Source organism: Erythrobacter sanguineus (genome assembly GCF_900143235.1).
GTDB classification, from domain to species: Bacteria; Pseudomonadota; Alphaproteobacteria; order Sphingomonadales; family Sphingomonadaceae; genus Erythrobacter; species Erythrobacter sanguineus.
Window position 1 is genome coordinate 1 of the sequence record NZ_FRDF01000001.1, and the last position, 18,663, is coordinate 18,663.

Consider the following 18,663-nt stretch of genomic DNA (forward strand, 5'->3'; position numbering starts at 1 on the left):
AGATCGAGCAGATTGAAAAGAGCAACCCTGAATGGGGTAAACTTTTCGAGCAGATCAACTGACCGCCAGCGATCCCAGCTTTCGCTGGGATGACGGGGAAACAAGGTGTCCGCTCCCCACCCATCATCGGCCAAAAGCAGGGCCGATCCGCGATCCCGAAAGCTGCGGGGCGGCTTCCGCCGTTTTTGGGCCAGCAGCGGAACCTCTCAAACCAGCTGCAGCCGCTGGCGTCAGCAGCGGCTGCGACGTCTTTCGATATTGGCCGTTCTGGCTTCAGGCTCTCTGAAGCCAGCCACGGTTCCAGCTTTCCATGGTCATCGCGGCGGATCTTGCGGCGCCGTGCCGGGCACTTTGTAACGCTCGAACCAGGCCAGGATATTGTCGACCTTGGCAATCAGCCGCGAGGGGCGTGCGGCAATCCCGTGATAGCTGCCGGGCACGCGCACCAGAGCAGTGTCGATCCCGCGCAGCTTCAGAGCCTGATAGAACTGCTCGCTCTCGGAAATGGGTGTGCGCTGGTCGAGCTCGCCCGTCATCAGCATGGTGGGTGTGCTGACATTGCCCACCAGACTGAGCGGCGAGCGTTGCCAATAATGCATGGGATCTTCCCAGGGCAAGGCGGGGAACTGGTGGCGGAGCTGCGAGATGTAGCTATCCGCACTCAAGGGTTTCGACAGCCAGTTGATGATCGGCTTGGCCGCCACTGCTGCATTAAACCTGTCGGTGAGCCCGACCAGATATGCCGTGGCGATCCCGCCAGCCGAGCCGCCGGTTACAAAGAGGTTCTTTTCGTCGATAAAACCTGCGGCGATCATGGCGTCGACCCCGCTCAGGTGATCTGCGGCATCATCCGGGCTGGAATATTTGCCTTCCAGCAGCAAGCCGAACGCTTCGCCATAGCCAGTGCTGCCGCGATGGTTGTCGTAAAACACGACGTAGCCCTCGGCTGCATAGCGTTGCAACTCGGCGGAAAAATGCGGGCCGTATGACAGGTGCGGGCCGCCGTGAATTTCGAGCACGAGAGGATATTTCTTCTCCGGATCGAAATTGGGCGGCGTGATGTACCAGCCTTCGATCTCGGTCCCGTCATATGAGCTGGCATAAGTGATGCGGTGAACTTCGCCCAATTGGCGGTGAGCCAGCAGGTCTTCATTGAGGCGCGTAAGCTGACGGGCCTGCTTGCCGCTTTGCGTGAAGAGATCGGCCGGGCGATCGGGGCGCCCCTGCGTCCATGCAAGAGCGCCGCTGGCCGATACATCATATGCGCCGCTGAGATAAGGACGGCCGAGCGAAGTGCCGCCAAGCTCCTCCAGCACCGTTTCGATCGGCCCGCCCGAGGGCGCAACCCGCGCCACCTTGCGCAAACCCCTGTCATCATAGCTAAAATAGATGTGCCGGCCGGCCCAGCGGATATCGCCGATTTCCCGGTCCAGACTTTCGGTGAGATTGCGCACTGCGCCACCGCCGAGCGTGGTAACGCACAGATCCACCTGCCAGACGGGCCGTTTGACATTGGGCTGGCACACGAATGCAACGCTCTTGCCGTCAGGCGAGATCACCGGCGCGCTTTCCGAACCGCCTGCCGAGGTAACCTGACGCATGAAGGCCGTGGTTACCCCAAGCTCCCAGATGTCGCCTTCCACTGTCTCAAGTTCCCACCCCTTGTTCCGGTTGGAACTGGCGAGGATCGAGCCGCCATCGCTGGTCCATGCCAGCGGGCCGCTATGGTCGAAATCCCCAGTGGTCAGCTGCCGGGGCGTGCCCCCGCTGGCGGGGGCCACGAATACATGGCTGAAGGTGACATCGACAAAACCCTGACCGTCGCGGCGATAGCGCGCATGGTCGATGAATTTGAACGGTTCGGCCCACATGGCACCCGCGGGCTTTTTGGGTGCTTTGGCGAGCGGCGCGGTGTCGGCAGCAACGCGGCTGGTAAATGCCAGCCATTGCCCATCGGGCGACCAGGCAAGGTTGGAGATCCCGCTTGGCATCGCGGCCACTCGCTCGATCTGGCCGCTGTCCATCCAGCGGACAAATACCGCGGCGCGCCCTTGCTCATCGGTATCGGTGTAGGCAATGCGGTCGCCCAGCGGAGACCATTCGCCTCCTGAGGCATCGGTTTGCACGAGCCGGTTGCTGGAGCCATCGAGCGCGGCCAGCCACAATGCGCCCCGGGTGCGGTCGGTCATGATATCGTTGGAACGGCGGGTATAAAGAACGTATCGGCCATCGGGAGAAATCCGCGGGGTGTCAGCATATTCGAGCGCGAACACGTCTTGCGAACTGAACGTCTGCCCAGCCGGGCTGCCGGCAGCGATCTGACCCTGCTCGGCAAGTGCCGATGCGGCAATCCCTGAAAGGTACATGGCCGCAAACACCCAAAATTTCATTCCAGCTCTCCATCTGTCGCTTATGGTCCGGGATATTGCCGAATGGTTTGGCATGGTCAAACACAGCGTGCACAAGGGGGGCCAAGCCCGCTGTTCCCGCGCAGCTGCGCATCACCGGCAGCGATACGCAATGCCACAAGCGGTATGGCGGCTTCAGCGACCCGGCAGCCAAAACCTGCCATTCAGCAAGCGACCCCGGAACGGACTTTACCGTCATCCCAGCGAAAGCTGGGATCGCTCTCGCCCTCGTGCTAGCTCACGGCAATCGGCGGCTGGGTCTACATCATGACCAACAAACGCGGCGGCGTTCTGTATATCGGCGTCACCGCCGACCTGCCCGCCCGGATCTTGCAACACAAGCAAGGCAAGGGTTCCGCCTTCTGCCGTCGGTATGGCCTTGACCGACTGGTCTATGCGGAGCCTCATGCCGAGATCGTCGCCGCCATCGCCCGAGAAAAAGCGATGAAGGCATGGAAGCACGCATGAAAGATCGAGCAGATTGAAAAGAGCAACCCTGAATGGGGTGACCTTTTCGAGCAGATCAACTGACCGCCAGCGATCCCAGCTTTCGCTGGGATGACGGGGAAACAAGGTGTCTGCTCCCCACCCACTAACCGTCATTAAACCTTCGCACGGCCGCGTCCAAAAGCGGGCGAAAGCTGCCTTTGTGCATGAAGCGTCTGTGATGCCACGCAAAAGGCCGCCCGGTTTCCCGGACGGCCCTTGCGGTCTTGTCTGAGCGCTGGGGGCTGGATCGCCCCCAAGCTCGTTACATCGAGTAATACATGTCGAACTCGACCGGGCACGGGGTGGTTTCGGTGCGCATCACCTCTTCCCACTTCAGCTCGGCATAGGCTTCGATCTGATCCTTGGTGAACACGTCGCCCTTGATCAGGAACTCGTAGTCCGCCGTGAGCGATTCGAGTGCTTCGCGCAAGGAACCGCACACGGTCGGCACTTCGGCCAGTTCAGCCGGGGGCAGATCATACAGGTTCTTGTCCATCGCCTCGCCCGGGTGGATCTTGTTTTCGATCCCGTCGAGACCCGCCATCAGCAGCGCCGAATAGCACAGATAGGGGTTGGCCATCGCATCGGGGAACCGGAATTCCACCCGCTTGGCCTTGTCGCCCGCGCCGTAAGGAATGCGGCACGATGCCGAACGGTTGCGCGCCGAATAGGCCAGCAGCACCGGCGCTTCGAAGCCCGGCACCAGCCGCTTGTAGCTGTTGGTGGTCGGGTTGGTGAAGGCGTTCAGTGCCTTGGCATGCTTGATCACGCCGCCGATGAAATAGAGGCACATTTCCGACAGTCCGGCATATTCGTTGCCGGCAAACATCGGCTTGCCTTCTTTCCAGATCGAAATGTGGGTGTGCATCCCCGATCCGTTATCGTCCTTGATCGGCTTGGGCATGAAGGTTGCGGTCTTGCCATAGGCATGGGCGACCTGGTGCACGACATACTTGTAGATCTGCATCCGGTCGGCGGTCTGTACCAGCGTGCCGAAGGTCAAGCCCAATTCGTGCTGGGCAGCGGCGACTTCGTGGTGGTGCTTGTCGCAGGGCAGGCCCATTTCGAGCATGGTGGTGACCATCTCGCCGCGAATGTCGACGGCGCTGTCGACCGGCGCGACCGGGAAGTAACCGCCCTTGGCACGCGGGCGGTGGCCCATGTTGCCGGTTTCGTATTCCTTGGAGCTGTTGCCCGGCAGTTCGATATCATCGATCGCGAAGCCCGATCCGGCATAGCCGTCTTCGAAGCGCACATCGTCGAACATGAAGAATTCGGCTTCGGGGCCGACATAGACGGTGTCACCAAGCCCGGTCGATTTCAGATAGGCTTCGGCGCGCTTGGCCGTGGTGCGCGGGTCGCGCGAATACCAGTCGCCGGTCGAAGGCTCGACGATGTCGCAATTGATGATCATCATCGGCGAGGCGCTGAAGGGATCGATCCATGTTTCGGTGAGATCGGGCTTCAGGATCATGTCGGATTCGTTGATGACCTTCCAGCCGGCGATCGACGAACCATCGAACATCAATCCGTCTTCAAGCTCGTCTTCCCCCATGATGCTGGCGACCATGGTGAGGTGCTGCCACTTGCCCTTGGGATCGGTGAAACGCAGGTCCACCCACTCGATTTCCTCGTCCTTGATCTGCTTGAGGACGTCTTTCGCTTTCGACATTGGTATTTAGCCTCCGAGAATTGTCATGGCCGACCCGCCCGTGGTCAATCAATTCGGGGCAGGCAGGAGAGGGTGGTTGATCAGATTGCGTCGTCGTTGGTTTCGCCGGTGCGGATGCGCAGCGCGCTTTCGATGGCGGTAACGAAGATCTTGCCGTCGCCGATGCGCCCGGTCTGCGCGGCGGCGGCAATCGCCTCGACCACGCGCGTGGCCTGATCGTCGGTGACGACGACCTCAAGTTTTACCTTGGGCAGGAAATCGACGACATATTCGGCGCCGCGATAAAGCTCGGTATGGCCCTTCTGGCGGCCAAACCCCTTAGCCTCAGTCACGGTGATTCCGGACACGCCGATTTCATGCAGCGCCTCCTTCACTTCGTCGAGCTTGAAGGGTTTGATGATCGCTTCGATCTTTTTCACGTTGTCCCCATCCGCGGCTGACCGGATTCCTGACAAAAATTAAACAAGAATCGTGCCAAGCGCACCTGTTGCCGGGTTGAACAATCCTTGCCGCGAGATGATTCCGGACAAGGCATGTCTTTCGCCTTGGGAGTGCGGGTAGCAAGATTATGGTGCGCTGCGCAATGGTGCACAGCGTATGGACGCTCATTGCCTAAATTTTAGGCAGAGAGTGCCGCCCAGAGCCTTCGGTTACAGCCGCAATCCAGTGGTCTCCGGCAGTCCGCACATGATGTTGAGGTTCTGGATCGCCGCCCCCGACGCGCCCTTGCCGAGGTTGTCGAGCCGGGCGACGAGGCGGGCTTGCGTGCCATCGGCATTGCCGAACACGAACAGCTCCATGCCGTCCCACGGTGCGCTCGCTGCGCCGAGTAGCAATTCGCCGGGCGGCTGGTGAGGACCGTGCGTGACGATCACCTGCCCATCGGAACAGAAGGTCGCCAGCGTCTCGCGCATCGTGTCGATCTGCGGTGGATTGGGCATGGCACCGAGCGCAAGCGGCACGTCGACCACCATACCGCGATGCGCAGGGATCACGCTGGGCGAGAACACCGGCTGGCAGGCAAGACCCGCATAGGCTTGCATTTCCGCCAGATGCTTGTGGCCCAGCTGCAAGCCGTAGGCGCGAAAGGCGATGTCCGTATTCTGCTCGAAACGGTCGATCAGTGCATTGCCGCCGCCCGAATAACCGCTCACCGCGTTGACGGTGTAGGGCCAGTCGGCGGACAGCATCCCGGCGCGCACCAGCGGCGCGACCAATGCAAGAAACCCGGTCGGATAACACCCCGGATTGCTTATGAACTGGGCATTGGCGATTTTGTCGCGGCCGATCAGTTCGGGAAAACCATAGGTCCAGCCCTCGGCGACGCGGTGCGCGCTGGAGGCGTCGATGATGCGGGTGCCGGAGCCTTCGGCCAGCTTCACAGCCTCTTTCGCGGCCTCGTCCGGCAGGCACAGGATCGCGATATCCGCGGCGTGCAAAGCATCGCGGCGGGCGGCTTCGTCCTTGCGCTGGGCATCGTCCAGAACGATCAGGTCGAACTCGCTACGCCCCTGCAAACGCTCGCGGATTTCGAGACCGGTTGTGCCGGCAGCACCATCGATGAACAGGCGGGTCGTCATGGCTCAGGCGCTTTCCGGCGCGAGTTCGCTCGCCCGGCACCAGCCGCTCGGGCCTTGCGGGCCCGGGCCGCCCCACGCCCATTCGCCTGCCACATCGAGCAGTTCGAACCGGCTGCCGGGGGCAAGCTGGATGAAGACTTCGCTGTCATCGCGTGAGGCCAGCCGCAGGCCTGCCCCCGCCGCGCCCACCAGGCGTTGATGCGGAATCACGTAATGCGCGGCGAGATGCGTCCCGGCGAGCGCGACATGCGCCAGATCACCGCGCAGCGGCAGCGTGCCGGGCGCAGGCTTTTCGACCGGGCCTTTCAGACCCAGCACGCCCGCCGGTACGGCATATTCCCTGTTGTCGCGCGTCGCGCCGCTCATCTGCGTTCCGTCAAATCTCTTGGCCTGCCCGCGCTCTTCCCGGTGCCGGCGTGGCAGGCCCGTTAGCCGCAAGCGCGCCGGGGGGCAAGCGCGCTGCCTTTGGGGTCACGCGCCATAGCGGGCCCGGATCGCGTGCCACGATGCGCGCAGACCCAGTCCGCGCCCGCCACGCGTGCGGCCAGGGCGGGGGGTGGGGTTCCAGGCGAAGGTATCGAAATGCACCCAGTCGATCCCCTCTTCCACGAACCGGTCGAGAAACAATCCGGCAACGCTCGCCCCGGCAAAGGGGTTGGACGGGGCATTGGTCATGTCGGCGATGTCGGATGACAGATATTCGCGGTAAGCTTCGGGCAGGGGCAGGCGCCAGGGGTTGTCGTCATGCGCCTTGCCCGCCGCCAGAAACGCATCCGCCGTTTCATCGTGCCGCGCCATCATGGCGGGCAGATCGGGGCCGAGCGCGACCCGCGCCGCGCCGGTCAGCGTCGCAAAATCGACGATCAGATCGGGGTTTTCCTCGCTCGCGCGGGTCAGCGCGTCGCCAAGGATCAGGCGGCCTTCGGCATCGGTGTTGTGGATCTCCACCGTCAGCCCGTTGCGGCTGGACAGCACATCGCCGGGACGAAAGGCGCTGCCCGAAATGGCGTTCTCCACCGCCGGGATCAGCAGATGCAGCCGCACTTTCAGACCTGCGCCCATGATAAGGCCCGCCAGCGCCAGCGCGTGCGCCGCGCCGCCCATGTCCTTCTTCATCAGCCGCATGCCCGCCGAAGGCTTCATATCCAGCCCGCCGGTGTCAAAGCACACGCCCTTGCCCACCACCGCCAGCACCGGGTGCGCCGGATCGCCCCATGTCAGGTGCATCAGGCGCGGCGCATGATGCCGCGCCGCTGCCCGCCCGACCGCGTGAACCATGGGGTAGCCCTGTTCCAGCGCATCGCCGCGCACCACGGTCAATTCCGCCTTGTGCGCCTTGGAGAGGCGTTCGCACTCCGCCTCAAGCGCGGCGGGGCCCATGTCTTCGGCGGGGGTGTTGACGAGATCGCGCAAGCGGCACTCGGCCTCGGCCTCGGCGGTCACGGCATCGATCTGTCCGACCTGCGCGGTCAGCAGGATGCGAGGGCCTTGCGCCTTATTCTCGCTGCGATAGCGATTGAAGCGGTATTGGCCGGTGATCCAGCCGAACATTGCCGGGCCGGGTTCCGCATTGGCGAGCCGGTAGCTTCCTTCAGGCAGTTCCTCGGCCAGCTTGGCGAGGCACCAGCTCGACAGGCTCTCGGGATCGGCCACACCGCCCACCGCGAACCACGAATCCCCGTCCGGCACGATCCCGACCTGATAGCCGCCGCCTTCGAATTTCTGCCCCGCAAGGCTGGCGCGCTGACCAGCGGAAAGGCCTTTGGCGAAGGCGGCAAAACCGTCCTTGTTGACGAGGTGAATGGCAGTTGCATCAGCGCCGCGATCAGGCTGGATCAGTGCTTTGGGATCGTTCATGCCGCTTCCATAATCGCGGCATGGCGCTTGTCACGCGAAAGATTGGCAGCTTCGCATCGGGATGATATTGCGCCAGACGTAGCAATTTGCGCAAGGCCTCGCTATGTGGCGGCCATGCATGAATACCAACTCGTTGACGGCGATCAGACCGTCTACCGCGACGGCACGATCAAGCTGCATGGGCCCGATGGCTTCGATGCAATGCGCAAGGCTGGCCGCCTTGCCGCAGACATTCTTGATGCCTGTGCTGATCTGGTAAAGCCCGGGGTCACCACCGGCAGCATTGATGATGCCGTGCGCACCATGATGCTGGATGCAGGCGCGATCCCCGCTACCTTGGGCTATCGCGGCTATGCGCATTCAAGCTGCATCTCGATCAACCACGTGATCTGCCACGGTATTCCGGGCGACAAGGTGCTGAAGGATGGCGACATTCTCAACATCGACGTCACCCCGCTGGTCGATGGCTGGCACGGCGATACGTCGCGGATGTTCTTTGCAGGTGAGCCTTCGCTGAAGGCGAAGAAGCTGGTCGAGGTGACCTATGAATGCCTGATGCTGGGTATTCAGGCCGCACAGCCCGGCGCGCGGCTGGGCGATATCGGTGCTGCGATTGAAGCCCACGCCAACCAGTTTCGTTACGGGGTGGTGCGCGAGTTTTGCGGGCATGGCTTGGGCCGCCTGTTCCACGACGCCCCCGAAGTCGTCCACGCCGCCAAGGCTGGCACCGGTCCGGAGCTGAAGCCGGGAATGTTCTTCACCATCGAACCGATGATCAACCTCGGCAAGCCATGGGCCAAGGTGCTGGGCGACGGCTGGACGGCGGTGACGCGGGACAAGAGTCTGTCGGCGCAGTTCGAGCATTCGATTGCGATTACCGAGACGGGGAACGAGATTTTCACCAAGAGCCCGACCGGGCGCGATTGCCCGCCTTACGTGTGATTTTTGTTGCGAACGGTTTCGGCTGAATCAGACGATCATTTGCGACAAGCACGCCAATCGCAAGGCTTGCCCCGATGCAATGATCCTTGAGGTTAGAGGCAGATACGGGTTGCCTGTTCGTGATGGCCGTGCCGCGTTTGCTTCCAGCGATATCGAAATCAGTTTCTGCCCATTTTGCGGGACACAATTGCCCCCGATTGGGGATCTGGAAGATTGATCCCTCTCCGCCTCCCCGGGCTTGATCCGGGGCCCCGCTTCCTTTCTTCCTCCGCTGATGGAGCGGGAAAAGCAGGGCGGCTGGCTCTACATCATGGCCGACCGTTATCGTGGGACGATCTATGTCGGATCGACCGCTGATCTGGCTTTTCGCATGGCCCAGCATCGCGACGGACAAGGCTCGAAATTCTGCGCCGAATATGGTCTGACCCGGCTGGTTTGGGCAGAGCTTCTCCCGACCATGCAGGAAGCGATGGATCAGGAAAAGCGGGTGAAACGCTGGCGGCGCGATTGGAAGTTTGCGCTAGTCGAGAAAGGTAATCCGGACTGGCGTGATCTCTTTGACGGTATCCTGAATTGAAGAAGCGGGGCCCCGGGTCAAGGCCGGGGAGACGGTTAGGTCAGAGGAAAAGAACCGCCAACACCGCGCTCATCACCACCACAAGCCCCACGGAAAACCCCAGCATCGCCAGCACCGGCTTGGTCACCCGCCCGTGCAGCACCCAGTCATAGCCCGCCGACACCAGCACCGTGATCGGCACTTGCACCGCAATCGCGACGGGATCGGGCAGGCCCAGCACCTGCACCACGCGGGCATAGGCGGGGGTCATCAGGGCCAAGGTCGCGATCAGCATCGCCTGCCGGTGGGCAGCAATGTCGCGGCTGCGCGCGAAGTGCAGGGCGGCGAAATAGAGGGGCACGAAGGTCGCGAAGGCCGCGAGGTTTACCACCGTCACTTCGGGGCGGCCCAATTCTTGCCCTATCCGCCAAGAAATCACCGTCCCGCTCACCAGCATCGCGCCCACCAGCGCAATCGAGGCGCGGCCTGTTGCGCGGTGGGCGGCCAGTTTGAAGCGGGCTGCGAGGAAGCTCTGGCTGGCGAGCAGGGTCAGCCACGCCACCATGCTCACCGCGTGGAACACCACCAGCGGCGTATAGCGCGCCTGCACCTCCGGCTGCGCAATCGCCTTCAGCGCGAAGGCGAACAGCGTGAAGCCCAGCAGCCCCAGCGCGATATTGCCCATCAATGTGTTGGCTCTGACGTGGCTTTCAGGTGCGCGCACCAGTTCTCCCCTAATTCTCCCTTGCCGCCCGGATCGCGGCGCCTGCGGCAAAAGGAGCGAGTGCCACCAGCGCTAGGCTTATGGCTGCAACGAAGCCGAGGCTGACTTGATCCTGACGGGCGAGCGAGCCGGCTCCGAAAATGAGGATCGGCAGGGCGAGCGGGATGAGGAGGAGGCCCGAAAGCGCCGCGCCTGCGCGCAGGGACGCGGTGAGCGCGGCGATCATCAAGCCGATGGCAGCGAGGCCGGGGGTGCCTGCGATGAGGCCCAGAAGCAAAATCTGAAACGTCTCGCCCTCGATCTTCAGCAGCGCGGCGGCGGGAAAGGTCGCCAGCACCAGCGGCGGGCCGAAGCTAAGCCAGTGCGCGACCAGCCGCACCGCCATCATCGCTTCCTCCGCCATGCCCCGCAGCTTCAACTGGTCGAAGAAGCCAAGCTCGATATCGCGCGCGACCAGCTTTTCCAGCGGCAAAATCGCCGCCAGCAGCGCCGCGATCCACACCACGCCGCCGCCGGTGCGCGCCATCAGGTTGGCATCCGGCCCGACCGCGAAGGGAAACAGCATGGCGACGGCGACAAAGAACACCACCGGCAGCGCGGCGCCGCTTCCCGTGAAGGGGAAGAACTGCGCCAGATCGCGGCGGATGAGGGCGGCGATCATGCGTCCTCGTCCTGATCGGCGGGCGCATAATCCTCGATGGCCAAACTGGTCATCCCCGGCACATTCAATGGCTGGTGCGATGCGATCAGCGCGATGCCGCCGCCTGTGCAATGCTCACGCACCAGTGCGCTGACCAGCCCCTGCGACGCCGTGTCGAGGCCCGACAATGGCTCGTCGAGCAGCCAGATCGGCGCCTGCTGCCCCACCATCCGGGCCAGCGCGGCGCGTTTCTTCTGGCCGGTGGACAGGTAACGCACCGGCACTTCGGCCAGCGCATCGAGCCGCAGCCGCGTCATGATCGCGTCAGCCTCGACCACCCCGTCCAGCGCAAACCAGAACGCCAGCGCGCGGCCCAGAGGCAGGTCGGGATCCAGCCCTGTGCGTTCATCCAGCAGGCCGAGCGCGCCCTCGCGCCGCACCTCGCCAGCGTAGGGCATCGTCAGCCCGGCCAGCGCGCGGATCAGCGTCGTCTTGCCCGCACCGTTCGCCCCGGTGACATGGCACGCCGCGCCCGCCCCAAGCGTGAAGGACAACCGCCGGAACAGCAGCCGGTCGCCCCGCCGGCAGGCGAGATCATGCGCAGACAGGACGGGGGACAAGGCTTGCATTGGCCCGCAGCGTTAGGGAAAAGGGGCCGCGCAAACAAGCGATCCGACGCACCTCTCAACCGGAAGGAAATCCCCCATGGCCGTCCCCGAACTCGACGCGAAGGAAATCGACCAGCTGCTGGCCGATCATCCCGACTGGAGCCTCGCGCGCGATGGCAAGGCGATCACCCGTACCTTCCAGTTCAAGGATTTCTCCGAAGCCTGGGGCTTCATGAGCCGGGTCGCCCTGCAGGCCGAGGCGCAGGATCACCACCCCGAATGGTTCAACGTCTATGCCAAGGTCGAAGTCACGCTGACCACGCATGACGCCGGAAGCAACGGCGGCTTGTCCCACCGCGACGCCAAGCTGGCGCGCGCGATTGATGCGCTTTAGTGATTTCGCACGCCCTCCGGCCTGCGGTATCCTCGCTCACGCGGCCTGAAGGCCGCTTCGCTGCGGGCGCGCGGTCGCGCTTGCGGTCGCTTGTGCGACCGTTTCAGCCAGTCGCGCAGGTACGGCCCGAAGCGCCGCAAGGCCGACCGGCCGCCCGCAGCGACGCTGGCGCAGCCAGCATGAGCAAGGATTTCGCATCGCGGATGCGATGCGGACAAAGACACTTATCTTACCGCCCCAAAGGCCCTGAACTGCCGCGCAATTGCTTGCGCACCTTGCCCGGCATCCAGCGCTTGGCAAAGGCCATCGATTTTGACGTCTTGCCGACGAAATAGTCGAGCTTGTCGCCGTGGACCGCGTCCCACACCGCTTTGGCGACTTCCTCGACCGGCGTGATTTCCAGCCCGGCAGCGCGCACCCGGTCGCGGATCTGTTCGTTCGATTTGCGATTTCCCATGCCGTCCAGCAGCGGGGTCTCGATGAAGGAGGGGCAGATAGAGGCGACGGTGATCTTGTCGGGCGCCCATTCTGCATCAAGGCTTTCGGACACGGCCCGCACCCCGAACTTGGTGGCGCAATAGACGCTCATCCCCGCCGACCCGGCTATCCCTGCGGCGCTTGCGATGTTGATCAGCGCCGATCCCGGCGCGGTCTTTTGCAGATAGGGATAGGCCGCCTGCGCGCCATAGAGCACGCCTTTCAGATTGATATCGAGGCAGCGGTCGATCTCTTCGGGGTCGAGTTCCGAAAGCGAACCGCCGGTGCCGATCCCCGCATTGTTCACCACGGCATCGATCCGCGCGCCCGCAGCGGTGTGGAACGCGGCCAGCGCCTCGTCCCATGCCTTTCGGTCGCGCACATCCAATCGGTGCATGTATTTGAACCCGCCCTCGATCAGGCCAAGGGTATCCTCCATCCCTTCGACATTGACATCGGCAATGCCGACGAACCAGCCCTGTGTCGCGAAATGGCGGGCGACCGCGCGCCCGATGCCGGACGCGCCGCCGGTGATGAAGATGCTGCGCCGATCTGTCCCGTGCTGAACCATGTGATCCCCTCTCTCGATTGCGATTTGAAACCCGTCTAGAGCGGGCGGACGCACTTGTCAGCAGGCAGAATGAGGGTGGGCGGGCCTATCCGCCCGCCGCCGCTTCCATCCCTTTCACATATTCATCGCCCTCGATGATCTGTGCGCTCGAAGACTCCAGCGCATCGCCCAGCGGTTCGGCCCGCCCGCCGATGCATTCGGCCAGGAAGTTTTCGGCAATCGCAAAAAAGGCGATGTTGTTGGCCGGCTTGGCAAAGCCGTGGCCTTCATCGGGATAAAGCACATAGGTCACCGGGATCCCTGCCGATTTCATCGCGCCGACGATCTGGTCGCTTTCGGCCTGCTTCACCCGCGGATCATTGGCCCCTTGTGCGATCAGCAGCGGCTTGGTGATCCTGTCTGCCTTGTAGAGCGGGCTGGCCGCCTGCAGCAGCGCGCGGCCTTCTTCTGTGCCCGGATCGCCCATGCGTTCGTGGAAGATCTTCACCATCGGCGCCCAGTAGGGCGGGATCGTGGAAAGCAGGGTTTCGAGGTTGGAAGGCCCGACGATATCCACCCCGCAAGCGAAGGTTTCGGGCGTGAAGGTGAGGCCCGCCAGCGTGGCATAGCCGCCGTATGATCCGCCCATGATCGCCACCTTGTCGGCTTGCGCGATGCCCTGATCGACGGCCCAGTCGACCGCATCGATCAGGTCGTCGTGCATCTTCAGACCCCATTGCTTGTTGGCGGCATTGAGGAAGTCCTTGCCGAACCCGGTCGAGCCGCGGAAATTCACGCTGAGCACGCCGTAGCCGCGGTTGGCGAGCATCTGGTGGATCGAATTGAAGCCGTAACCATCGCGCGCCCATGGCCCGCCATGCACCAGCAGCACCATCGGCACGGGGCTGTCCGGGCGCGCATCGCCATCCGCATCGCTGCCGGGCGGCAAGGTCAGGTAGGATGGCAGGGTCAACCCGTCGCGGCTGGCGATCTCGATCCCGTGCATCGGTTGCAGCGGCATGCCTTCAAGCTCAGGCCGCGAGACATAGAACGGGGAGAGCGTCTGCGCCTTGCGGTCGTAGATGTAGGTCGCTGTCGGCTTTGTCAGCGGGTCGTTCCAGATGATCCAGACGCTGTCATCATCGGTGCGGCTGTTGATGCCGAATTCGCCATCAAGCCGCTCGCCCAGCCAGCCGAGCGAGGCGCGGGTTGCGGGATCGGTCGCGGTCCATTCGGTCTTGAGGTAATTGACCGCATAGGCCTCGATCTCGCCGGTCTGGGGATCGCGCAAGGTGTTGCCGATATCGGCCTTGTCATCCTCGGCGATCAGGCGCCTTTCGCCTGTCGCGGTGTCCTGGGCGAACAGCGCCGCAGTGTTGCGCCCGCGGCTGTCGATCCAGTAAAGCGTGTCGCCGTCGGTGGTGTAGCCGGCAGGGGCGGTGGTCAGCGAATCCTCCATGTCCGTGGTTTCGAACGGCTCGCCCTCGACCGTGCCATCCTCCACGCGGAAATAGTCCGTCCCGCCAGCTTCGTTCTGCTGCATCGCCATGCGCAAGGTCAGGCTGTCATCGGCCATGAACCCGGCATAGGCGTTGTTTTCCAGCACCAGCGTCAGTTCGCCCGTGGCCAGATCGAGCAGGTGGACATCGTGCCACTGGGGGTCACGATTGTTGATGCCCAGCAGCAGCTTGTCCTTGATCGTGTTCGATGATCCGACGATTTCGATCCGGGTGTTTTCGAACGGGGTGACGGTGGTTTCCTCGCCGCTTGTCACGTCGACGCGGTAAAGCAGGTAATTCTCATCCCCGCCCTTGTCCTGAATATACATCACCGCGCGAGAATCCGGCGACCAGAAATGCTGGCGGATCGGGCGGTCGGTGGCACTGGTCATTGCGCGGGCGGCATCGGGGTTGCCTGCCGGTGCGATCCAGATGTTGAGCACGCCGTCCCTCGGCGCGAGCCAGCTCAGCCACTCGCCATTCGGGCTGATCTGGCCCGCCGCGCGGGTCGGGTTGCCGAACAGCGCATCGCGCGGGATCAGAGGGGCGGCCTCGGCTTGTGTGGTCATTGCAGCTCCGTTGGTGGTGGTTTGGGCGGTGGCGGGTTTTGCAGTCGTCAGCCCCGGCAGGGCAAGTGCGGCGGCAGCAACGCCGCAGCCCAGCAGGCGGATGAAACGGTTGGGGGTGACCATATTGGGGGTAACCATGGTGTCTCTCCTGTCGGGCCTTTGCGGTCCGGATTTCTGTATTGCGCACTTAAGACACCAGATTGCGCCATTCAAGCCACGGGCCAGCTTACAGCGCCGGGTTGGCGTAGTAGTGCCACGCAAATATCGCCATGCTGCCGCGCTGCGGGGCCCACGGTTCTGCCAACGCGCGGGTGGCCTTTTCTGCCGGGCGTTCGGGCAGTTCGAGCAACCGCTTCACCCCTTCCTGAACCGCCAGATCGCCCGCAGGCCAGATATCGGGGCGGCCTTCGGCAAACAGCAGGTAGATTTCCGCCGACCAGCGCCCGATGCCCTTGATCCGGGTGAGCAGCGCGATCGCGGCCTCGTCGTCGGCGGGCAGGGTATCGAAATCCAGCGCCTCTGCCTCGACCAACTCGCACAAGGACCGGGCATAGCCCTGTTTCTGGCGTGAGAGCCCGCAGGCGCGCAGGGTGTCGAAATCGCGGGCCAGCAGGCAGGCGGGGGTGAAGTCGGCGCCCAGTTCCGCCTCAAGCCTGGCCCACATCGACGAGGCCGCCGCGACCGAGACCTGCTGGCCGATGATGGTGCGCAGCAGCGTCTTGAAGCCGGGCGGGCGGATGCGCGGCTCCGGATAGCCGATGCGCGCCAGTTCCTGCACCAGCCGCGGTTCGCGGCGGCTGAGCGCATCGAGGTCTTCGCGCAATTTTTTCGCCGTCAGGCCCACTGCCACTTTCCTTAACTTGCCTTGGCACGCAGAGTGCCTTAGCAGCGCGACAACCACTCTCCCAGCGCAGGTTCTTGCGCGCAACAGCCAAAAAGGAAGCCGAGCCCATGCCCAGAATGGTCGTCACCAATCGCGAAGGCGAAACCAGCGAGATCAGCGTCGATGACGGCCTGACCGTGATGGAAGCGATCCGCGACAATGGCTTTGACGAGCTGCTGGCGCTGTGCGGCGGGTGCTGTTCGTGCGCGACCTGCCACATCCACGTCGATGCCGCCTTTGCCGACAAGCTGCCGGCCATGAGCGAGGACGAGGATGATCTGCTCGAATCCTCCGATCATCGCGCCCCGACCAGCCGCCTGTCGTGCCAGATTCCCTTGACCGCCGATCTTGACGGACTGCACGTCACCATCGCTCCGGAAGATTGATTTGTGACTCCCCCCGTTCGCTGGAGGGCGGGGGTGGGTGCGTCTTGGACATTGCGGCGCGGCGCGTGAGCGCCTAACTCTGTGCTCATGAACATTACCCGGCCTTTTGGCGACACGCTCGCGCTTATCGGCAATACCCCGATCGTGCGCCTTGCAGGGCCAAGCGCGGCGGCTGGCTGCGACATCTGGGGCAAGTGCGAATTCGCCAACCCCGGATCATCGGTGAAAGACCGCGCGGCCCTGTGGATCATCCGCGATGCGGAAGACCGCGGCGAATTGCTCCCCGGCGGCACGGTGGTTGAAGGCACCGCGGGCAACACCGGTATCGGCATCGCGCTGGTGGCGAATGCGCGGGGTTACAAGACCATCATCGTCATGCCCGACAACCAGTCCAAGGAGAAGATGGACACGCTGCGCGCGCTGGGCGCGGAGCTGGTGCTGGTGCCGCCGACCAAATTCGCCAATCCCGGCCACTTCGTCCACACCTCGCGCCGGCTGGCCGAGGAAACGCCGGGTGCCGTGTGGGCCAACCAGTTCGACAATATCGCCAACCGCCGCGCCCATATCGAAGGCACCGCGCCCGAAATCTGGGAACAGCTGGGCGGCAAGGTTGATGGCTTCACCTGCGCGGCCGGCACCGGCGGGACGATTGCTGGCGTGGGTCTGGGCCTCAAGGCGATGGACGACAATATCCGCATCGCGCTGACCGATCCGCACGGTGCGGCGCTGTACAATTACTACGCCCACGGCGAATTGAAGGCCGAAGGTTCCTCGGTCGCCGAAGGGATCGGGCAGGGGCGCATCACCGCCAATCTCGAGGGTGCGCCGATCGATACGCAATATCGCATCAGCGATGAAGAAGGGATGATGTGGGTCGCCCGGCTGCTCAAGGAAGAAGGCCTGTGCCTTGGCCTGTCATCGGGCATCAATGTGGCGGGCGCGGTGACGCTGGGCAAGGAGTTGGTGGCCGAAGGGCGGACCAATCCGCAGGTCGCCACGATCCTGTGCGATACCGGCTTTCGTTATCTTTCCACGCTCTACAATCCCGAATGGCTCAGCGCCCGTGATCTGCCGGTGTTCGACTGGCTCGAACGGCAACAGGCTGGCACAGCATGACAGCCGCGTCGATGCTGGCGAGGCTGCGTTTCATGGCCCAGCGCAGTCTGTACTCGGTCGCGCGCAGCGAGGATTCCGGTCCGGTCGACATGCTGGCCGAGCCGCAGGGCGCGACCCCGGCCAAACAGGCCCGGCAGGAAGCGATCCAGCGCCTGCAGGTCGGAGTTTTCGGGATTGCGGCGATGGTGCTGCTGGTCGGCCTTGCCAGCATCATCGGCAGTCAGGCCGACATCACCGAGGAAGCCGCCGTTCCCGAAGCCGCGCCCACCACCGAGCCCACCCCTGCACCGACCAAGGCCAATCCGCTCGCCGATGCCGGGGTGGTGCCTGATATCGCCGCTGAGCCGAGCGCTGCGCCAGCGGTGCCGCTTGATGTGCCGCCGCCGAACCCAGCGCCGGACGATGCGCCGCTGCAATAGGGCCTGCGCGCTGCTGGCTGGCGCGCTGCTGATGCTGGCAGGCTGCGGCGCTCCTGCCGAAACCGCTGCGGCTGCGCGGCCGGACCTGGGGCTGATGACCAGCCTGCCGCTTTACTGGCAAGCCGATGCCGCGATGGCGGATATTGCCGCAGGCCAGTCACCCCCGCCGTGGCAGCGCCAACTGATCGAGACCCGTCACGTTCTGGTCCCGCTCGACACGCTTTCGGCCATTCCCGCGCTGGCCCCGAATGCGCCGGAAACCGATCCGCTGGCGGGTATCACGCGGCTTGCGGTGATCCAGCCACGGGGGCTGTCGCCCGCCGATAATGTCGCGCTTGACGACTGGGTGCGCGCGGGCGGACGATTGCTGCTGGCGCTCGATCCGGCGCTGACGGGCGATTACGATCTGCCACTGGGTGATCCGCGCCGCCCGGTCGATAGCGCGCTGATCCCGCCGGTGGTCGAACGCTGGGGGCTGGCGATCCGGTTTCACGAGGCGCAGCCGCTGGCGGTCATCGCTGCGCCTTTTGCGGGTGATGAGATACCGCTGGCATTGCCGGGGCGCATCGCCATCGCAGATCCGGCAAGGGCGGATTGCGTGCTCGCCGCGCAGGATGCCATCGCCACCTGCCGGGTGGGCAAGGGGCAGGTCACGCTGATCGCCGATGCAGCGCTATTCGAACATGCCGAACTGGCGGGCGAGGACGGCGCGGCGCTTGCGCGACTGCTGGGCGCCGCTTTCGATCAGGCGCCATCCGGGGAAATCACGGGATAGCGGGGATTCGGGGCCGGATTCGGGCCGGGCAGAGCCGGGAAAATCGCGGGAATGCGCATAAATCCGGCCATTTCGGAGGGCTGCTTGCGCAGGTTCGCGGGAATCAGAATGGTTCTGAA

At 63.9% G+C, this 18,663-nt stretch carries 20 protein-coding genes and 1 pseudogene; 9 read left to right on the forward strand and 12 right to left on the reverse strand.

The genetic code is table 11. The annotated features are described in order from the left end of the window. Positions 1-314: 314 nt before the first annotated feature. Positions 315-2,390 carry a S9 family peptidase gene (locus tag BUA05_RS00005; RefSeq protein ID WP_211277599.1) on the reverse strand — a complete coding sequence of 692 codons (2,076 nt, stop codon included), beginning with the start codon at positions 2,388-2,390 and terminating at the stop codon, positions 315-317. 264 nt (positions 2,391-2,654) lie between these two features. Between BUA05_RS00005 and BUA05_RS00010 the strand changes: the two are divergent. Next, positions 2,655-2,873, forward strand: a pseudogene (locus BUA05_RS00010) (GIY-YIG nuclease family protein); the annotation flags it as partial. Between the two features lie 286 nt (positions 2,874-3,159). Here BUA05_RS00010 and glnA read toward each other — a convergent pair. From glnA to BUA05_RS00035, 5 genes are all read right to left on the reverse strand, one after another. Next, positions 3,160-4,569, reverse strand: coding sequence for a type I glutamate--ammonia ligase (glnA, locus tag BUA05_RS00015; protein ID WP_072672627.1), 1,410 nt, complete (start codon positions 4,567-4,569; stop codon positions 3,160-3,162). Positions 4,570-4,649: 80 nt separating this feature from the next. Beyond that, positions 4,650-4,988 (reverse strand): P-II family nitrogen regulator, encoded by a 339-nt coding sequence (locus BUA05_RS00020; RefSeq protein WP_072672628.1) that lies wholly within the window; start codon positions 4,986-4,988, stop codon positions 4,650-4,652. A 231-nt stretch (positions 4,989-5,219) separates the two neighbouring features. Then, a complete protein-coding gene (gene argC / locus BUA05_RS00025) occupies positions 5,220-6,149 on the reverse strand; it encodes an N-acetyl-gamma-glutamyl-phosphate reductase (RefSeq protein ID WP_072672629.1) in 930 nt (309 codons plus the stop codon). 3 nt (positions 6,150-6,152) lie between these two features. Next, the gene (locus BUA05_RS00030) at positions 6,153-6,515 is read right to left on the reverse strand and encodes a hypothetical protein (RefSeq protein ID WP_072672630.1); all 363 of its coding nucleotides are present in this window, start codon (positions 6,513-6,515) and stop codon (positions 6,153-6,155) included. A gap of 105 nt (positions 6,516-6,620) precedes the next feature. After that, complete coding sequence (locus BUA05_RS00035) at positions 6,621-8,006, reverse strand: leucyl aminopeptidase family protein (RefSeq protein WP_072672631.1); 1,386 nt, start codon at positions 8,004-8,006, stop codon at positions 6,621-6,623. Between the two features lie 114 nt (positions 8,007-8,120). Here BUA05_RS00035 and map point away from each other — a divergent pair, with 114 nt between their 5' ends. From map to BUA05_RS00050, 3 genes are read left to right on the forward strand one after another with little or no spacing between them, the layout of a single operon-like run. Then, entirely contained in the window at positions 8,121-8,948 is an 828-nt protein-coding gene (map, locus tag BUA05_RS00040) for a type I methionyl aminopeptidase (protein ID WP_072672632.1), read from the forward strand. Further along, a complete protein-coding gene (locus tag BUA05_RS15080; protein WP_425429495.1) occupies positions 8,875-9,165 on the forward strand; it encodes a DUF6980 family protein in 291 nt (96 codons plus the stop codon). The genes map and BUA05_RS15080 overlap by 74 nt, the downstream gene beginning before the upstream one ends. A 57-nt stretch (positions 9,166-9,222) precedes the next feature. Next, positions 9,223-9,525, forward strand: coding sequence for a GIY-YIG nuclease family protein (locus BUA05_RS00050; protein WP_072672633.1), 303 nt, complete (start codon positions 9,223-9,225; stop codon positions 9,523-9,525). A 40-nt stretch (positions 9,526-9,565) separates the two neighbouring features. Here BUA05_RS00050 and BUA05_RS00055 read toward each other — a convergent pair whose 3' ends face one another. From BUA05_RS00055 to ccmA, 3 genes are read right to left on the reverse strand one after another with little or no spacing between them, the layout of a single operon-like run. Next, complete coding sequence (locus tag BUA05_RS00055) at positions 9,566-10,228, reverse strand: hypothetical protein (protein ID WP_245790024.1); 663 nt, start codon at positions 10,226-10,228, stop codon at positions 9,566-9,568. A 10-nt stretch (positions 10,229-10,238) separates the two neighbouring features. Then, positions 10,239-10,889, reverse strand: coding sequence for a heme exporter protein CcmB (locus BUA05_RS00060; protein WP_072672635.1), 651 nt, complete (start codon positions 10,887-10,889; stop codon positions 10,239-10,241). After that, on the reverse strand, positions 10,886-11,497 hold the full coding sequence (ccmA, locus tag BUA05_RS00065; RefSeq protein WP_072672636.1) for a heme ABC exporter ATP-binding protein CcmA: 612 nt from the start codon (positions 11,495-11,497) through the stop codon (positions 10,886-10,888). The genes BUA05_RS00060 and ccmA overlap by 4 nt, the downstream gene beginning before the upstream one ends. A gap of 76 nt (positions 11,498-11,573) precedes the next feature. Between ccmA and BUA05_RS00070 the strand changes: the two genes are divergently transcribed. Further along, complete coding sequence (locus tag BUA05_RS00070; RefSeq protein ID WP_072672637.1) at positions 11,574-11,870, forward strand: 4a-hydroxytetrahydrobiopterin dehydratase; 297 nt, start codon at positions 11,574-11,576, stop codon at positions 11,868-11,870. Positions 11,871-12,099: 229 nt separating this feature from the next. Here the strand turns inward: BUA05_RS00070 and BUA05_RS00075 are convergent, their stop codons facing one another. From BUA05_RS00075 to BUA05_RS00085, 3 genes are all read right to left on the reverse strand, one after another. Then, positions 12,100-12,918, reverse strand: coding sequence for an SDR family oxidoreductase (locus tag BUA05_RS00075; RefSeq protein WP_072672638.1), 819 nt, complete (start codon positions 12,916-12,918; stop codon positions 12,100-12,102). Positions 12,919-13,003: 85 nt separating this feature from the next. Then, on the reverse strand, positions 13,004-15,103 hold the full coding sequence (locus BUA05_RS00080) for a S9 family peptidase (RefSeq protein WP_342742083.1): 2,100 nt from the start codon (positions 15,101-15,103) through the stop codon (positions 13,004-13,006). 88 nt (positions 15,104-15,191) lie between these two features. Further along, positions 15,192-15,809 (reverse strand): DNA-3-methyladenine glycosylase family protein, encoded by a 618-nt coding sequence (locus tag BUA05_RS00085; RefSeq protein ID WP_072672639.1) that lies wholly within the window; start codon positions 15,807-15,809, stop codon positions 15,192-15,194. Between the two features lie 107 nt (positions 15,810-15,916). Here BUA05_RS00085 and BUA05_RS00090 point away from each other — a divergent pair, with 107 nt between their 5' ends. From BUA05_RS00090 to BUA05_RS00105, 4 genes are all read left to right on the forward strand, one after another. Beyond that, positions 15,917-16,234: a 2Fe-2S iron-sulfur cluster-binding protein gene (locus BUA05_RS00090; RefSeq protein ID WP_072672640.1), complete on the forward strand. Its 318-nt coding sequence runs from the start codon at positions 15,917-15,919 to the stop codon at positions 16,232-16,234. An 87-nt stretch (positions 16,235-16,321) separates the two neighbouring features. After that, positions 16,322-17,350: a cysteine synthase A gene (locus BUA05_RS00095; protein ID WP_072672641.1), complete on the forward strand. Its 1,029-nt coding sequence runs from the start codon at positions 16,322-16,324 to the stop codon at positions 17,348-17,350. Then, complete coding sequence (locus BUA05_RS00100; protein ID WP_072672642.1) at positions 17,347-17,769, forward strand: hypothetical protein; 423 nt, start codon at positions 17,347-17,349, stop codon at positions 17,767-17,769. The genes BUA05_RS00095 and BUA05_RS00100 overlap by 4 nt, the downstream gene beginning before the upstream one ends. Then, positions 17,753-18,544, forward strand: a complete 792-nt coding sequence (locus tag BUA05_RS00105; RefSeq protein WP_072672643.1) for a DUF4350 domain-containing protein — start codon at positions 17,753-17,755, stop codon at positions 18,542-18,544. Before BUA05_RS00100 ends, BUA05_RS00105 begins: the two co-directional genes overlap by 17 nt. The last annotated feature ends 119 nt before the right edge of the window (positions 18,545-18,663 follow it).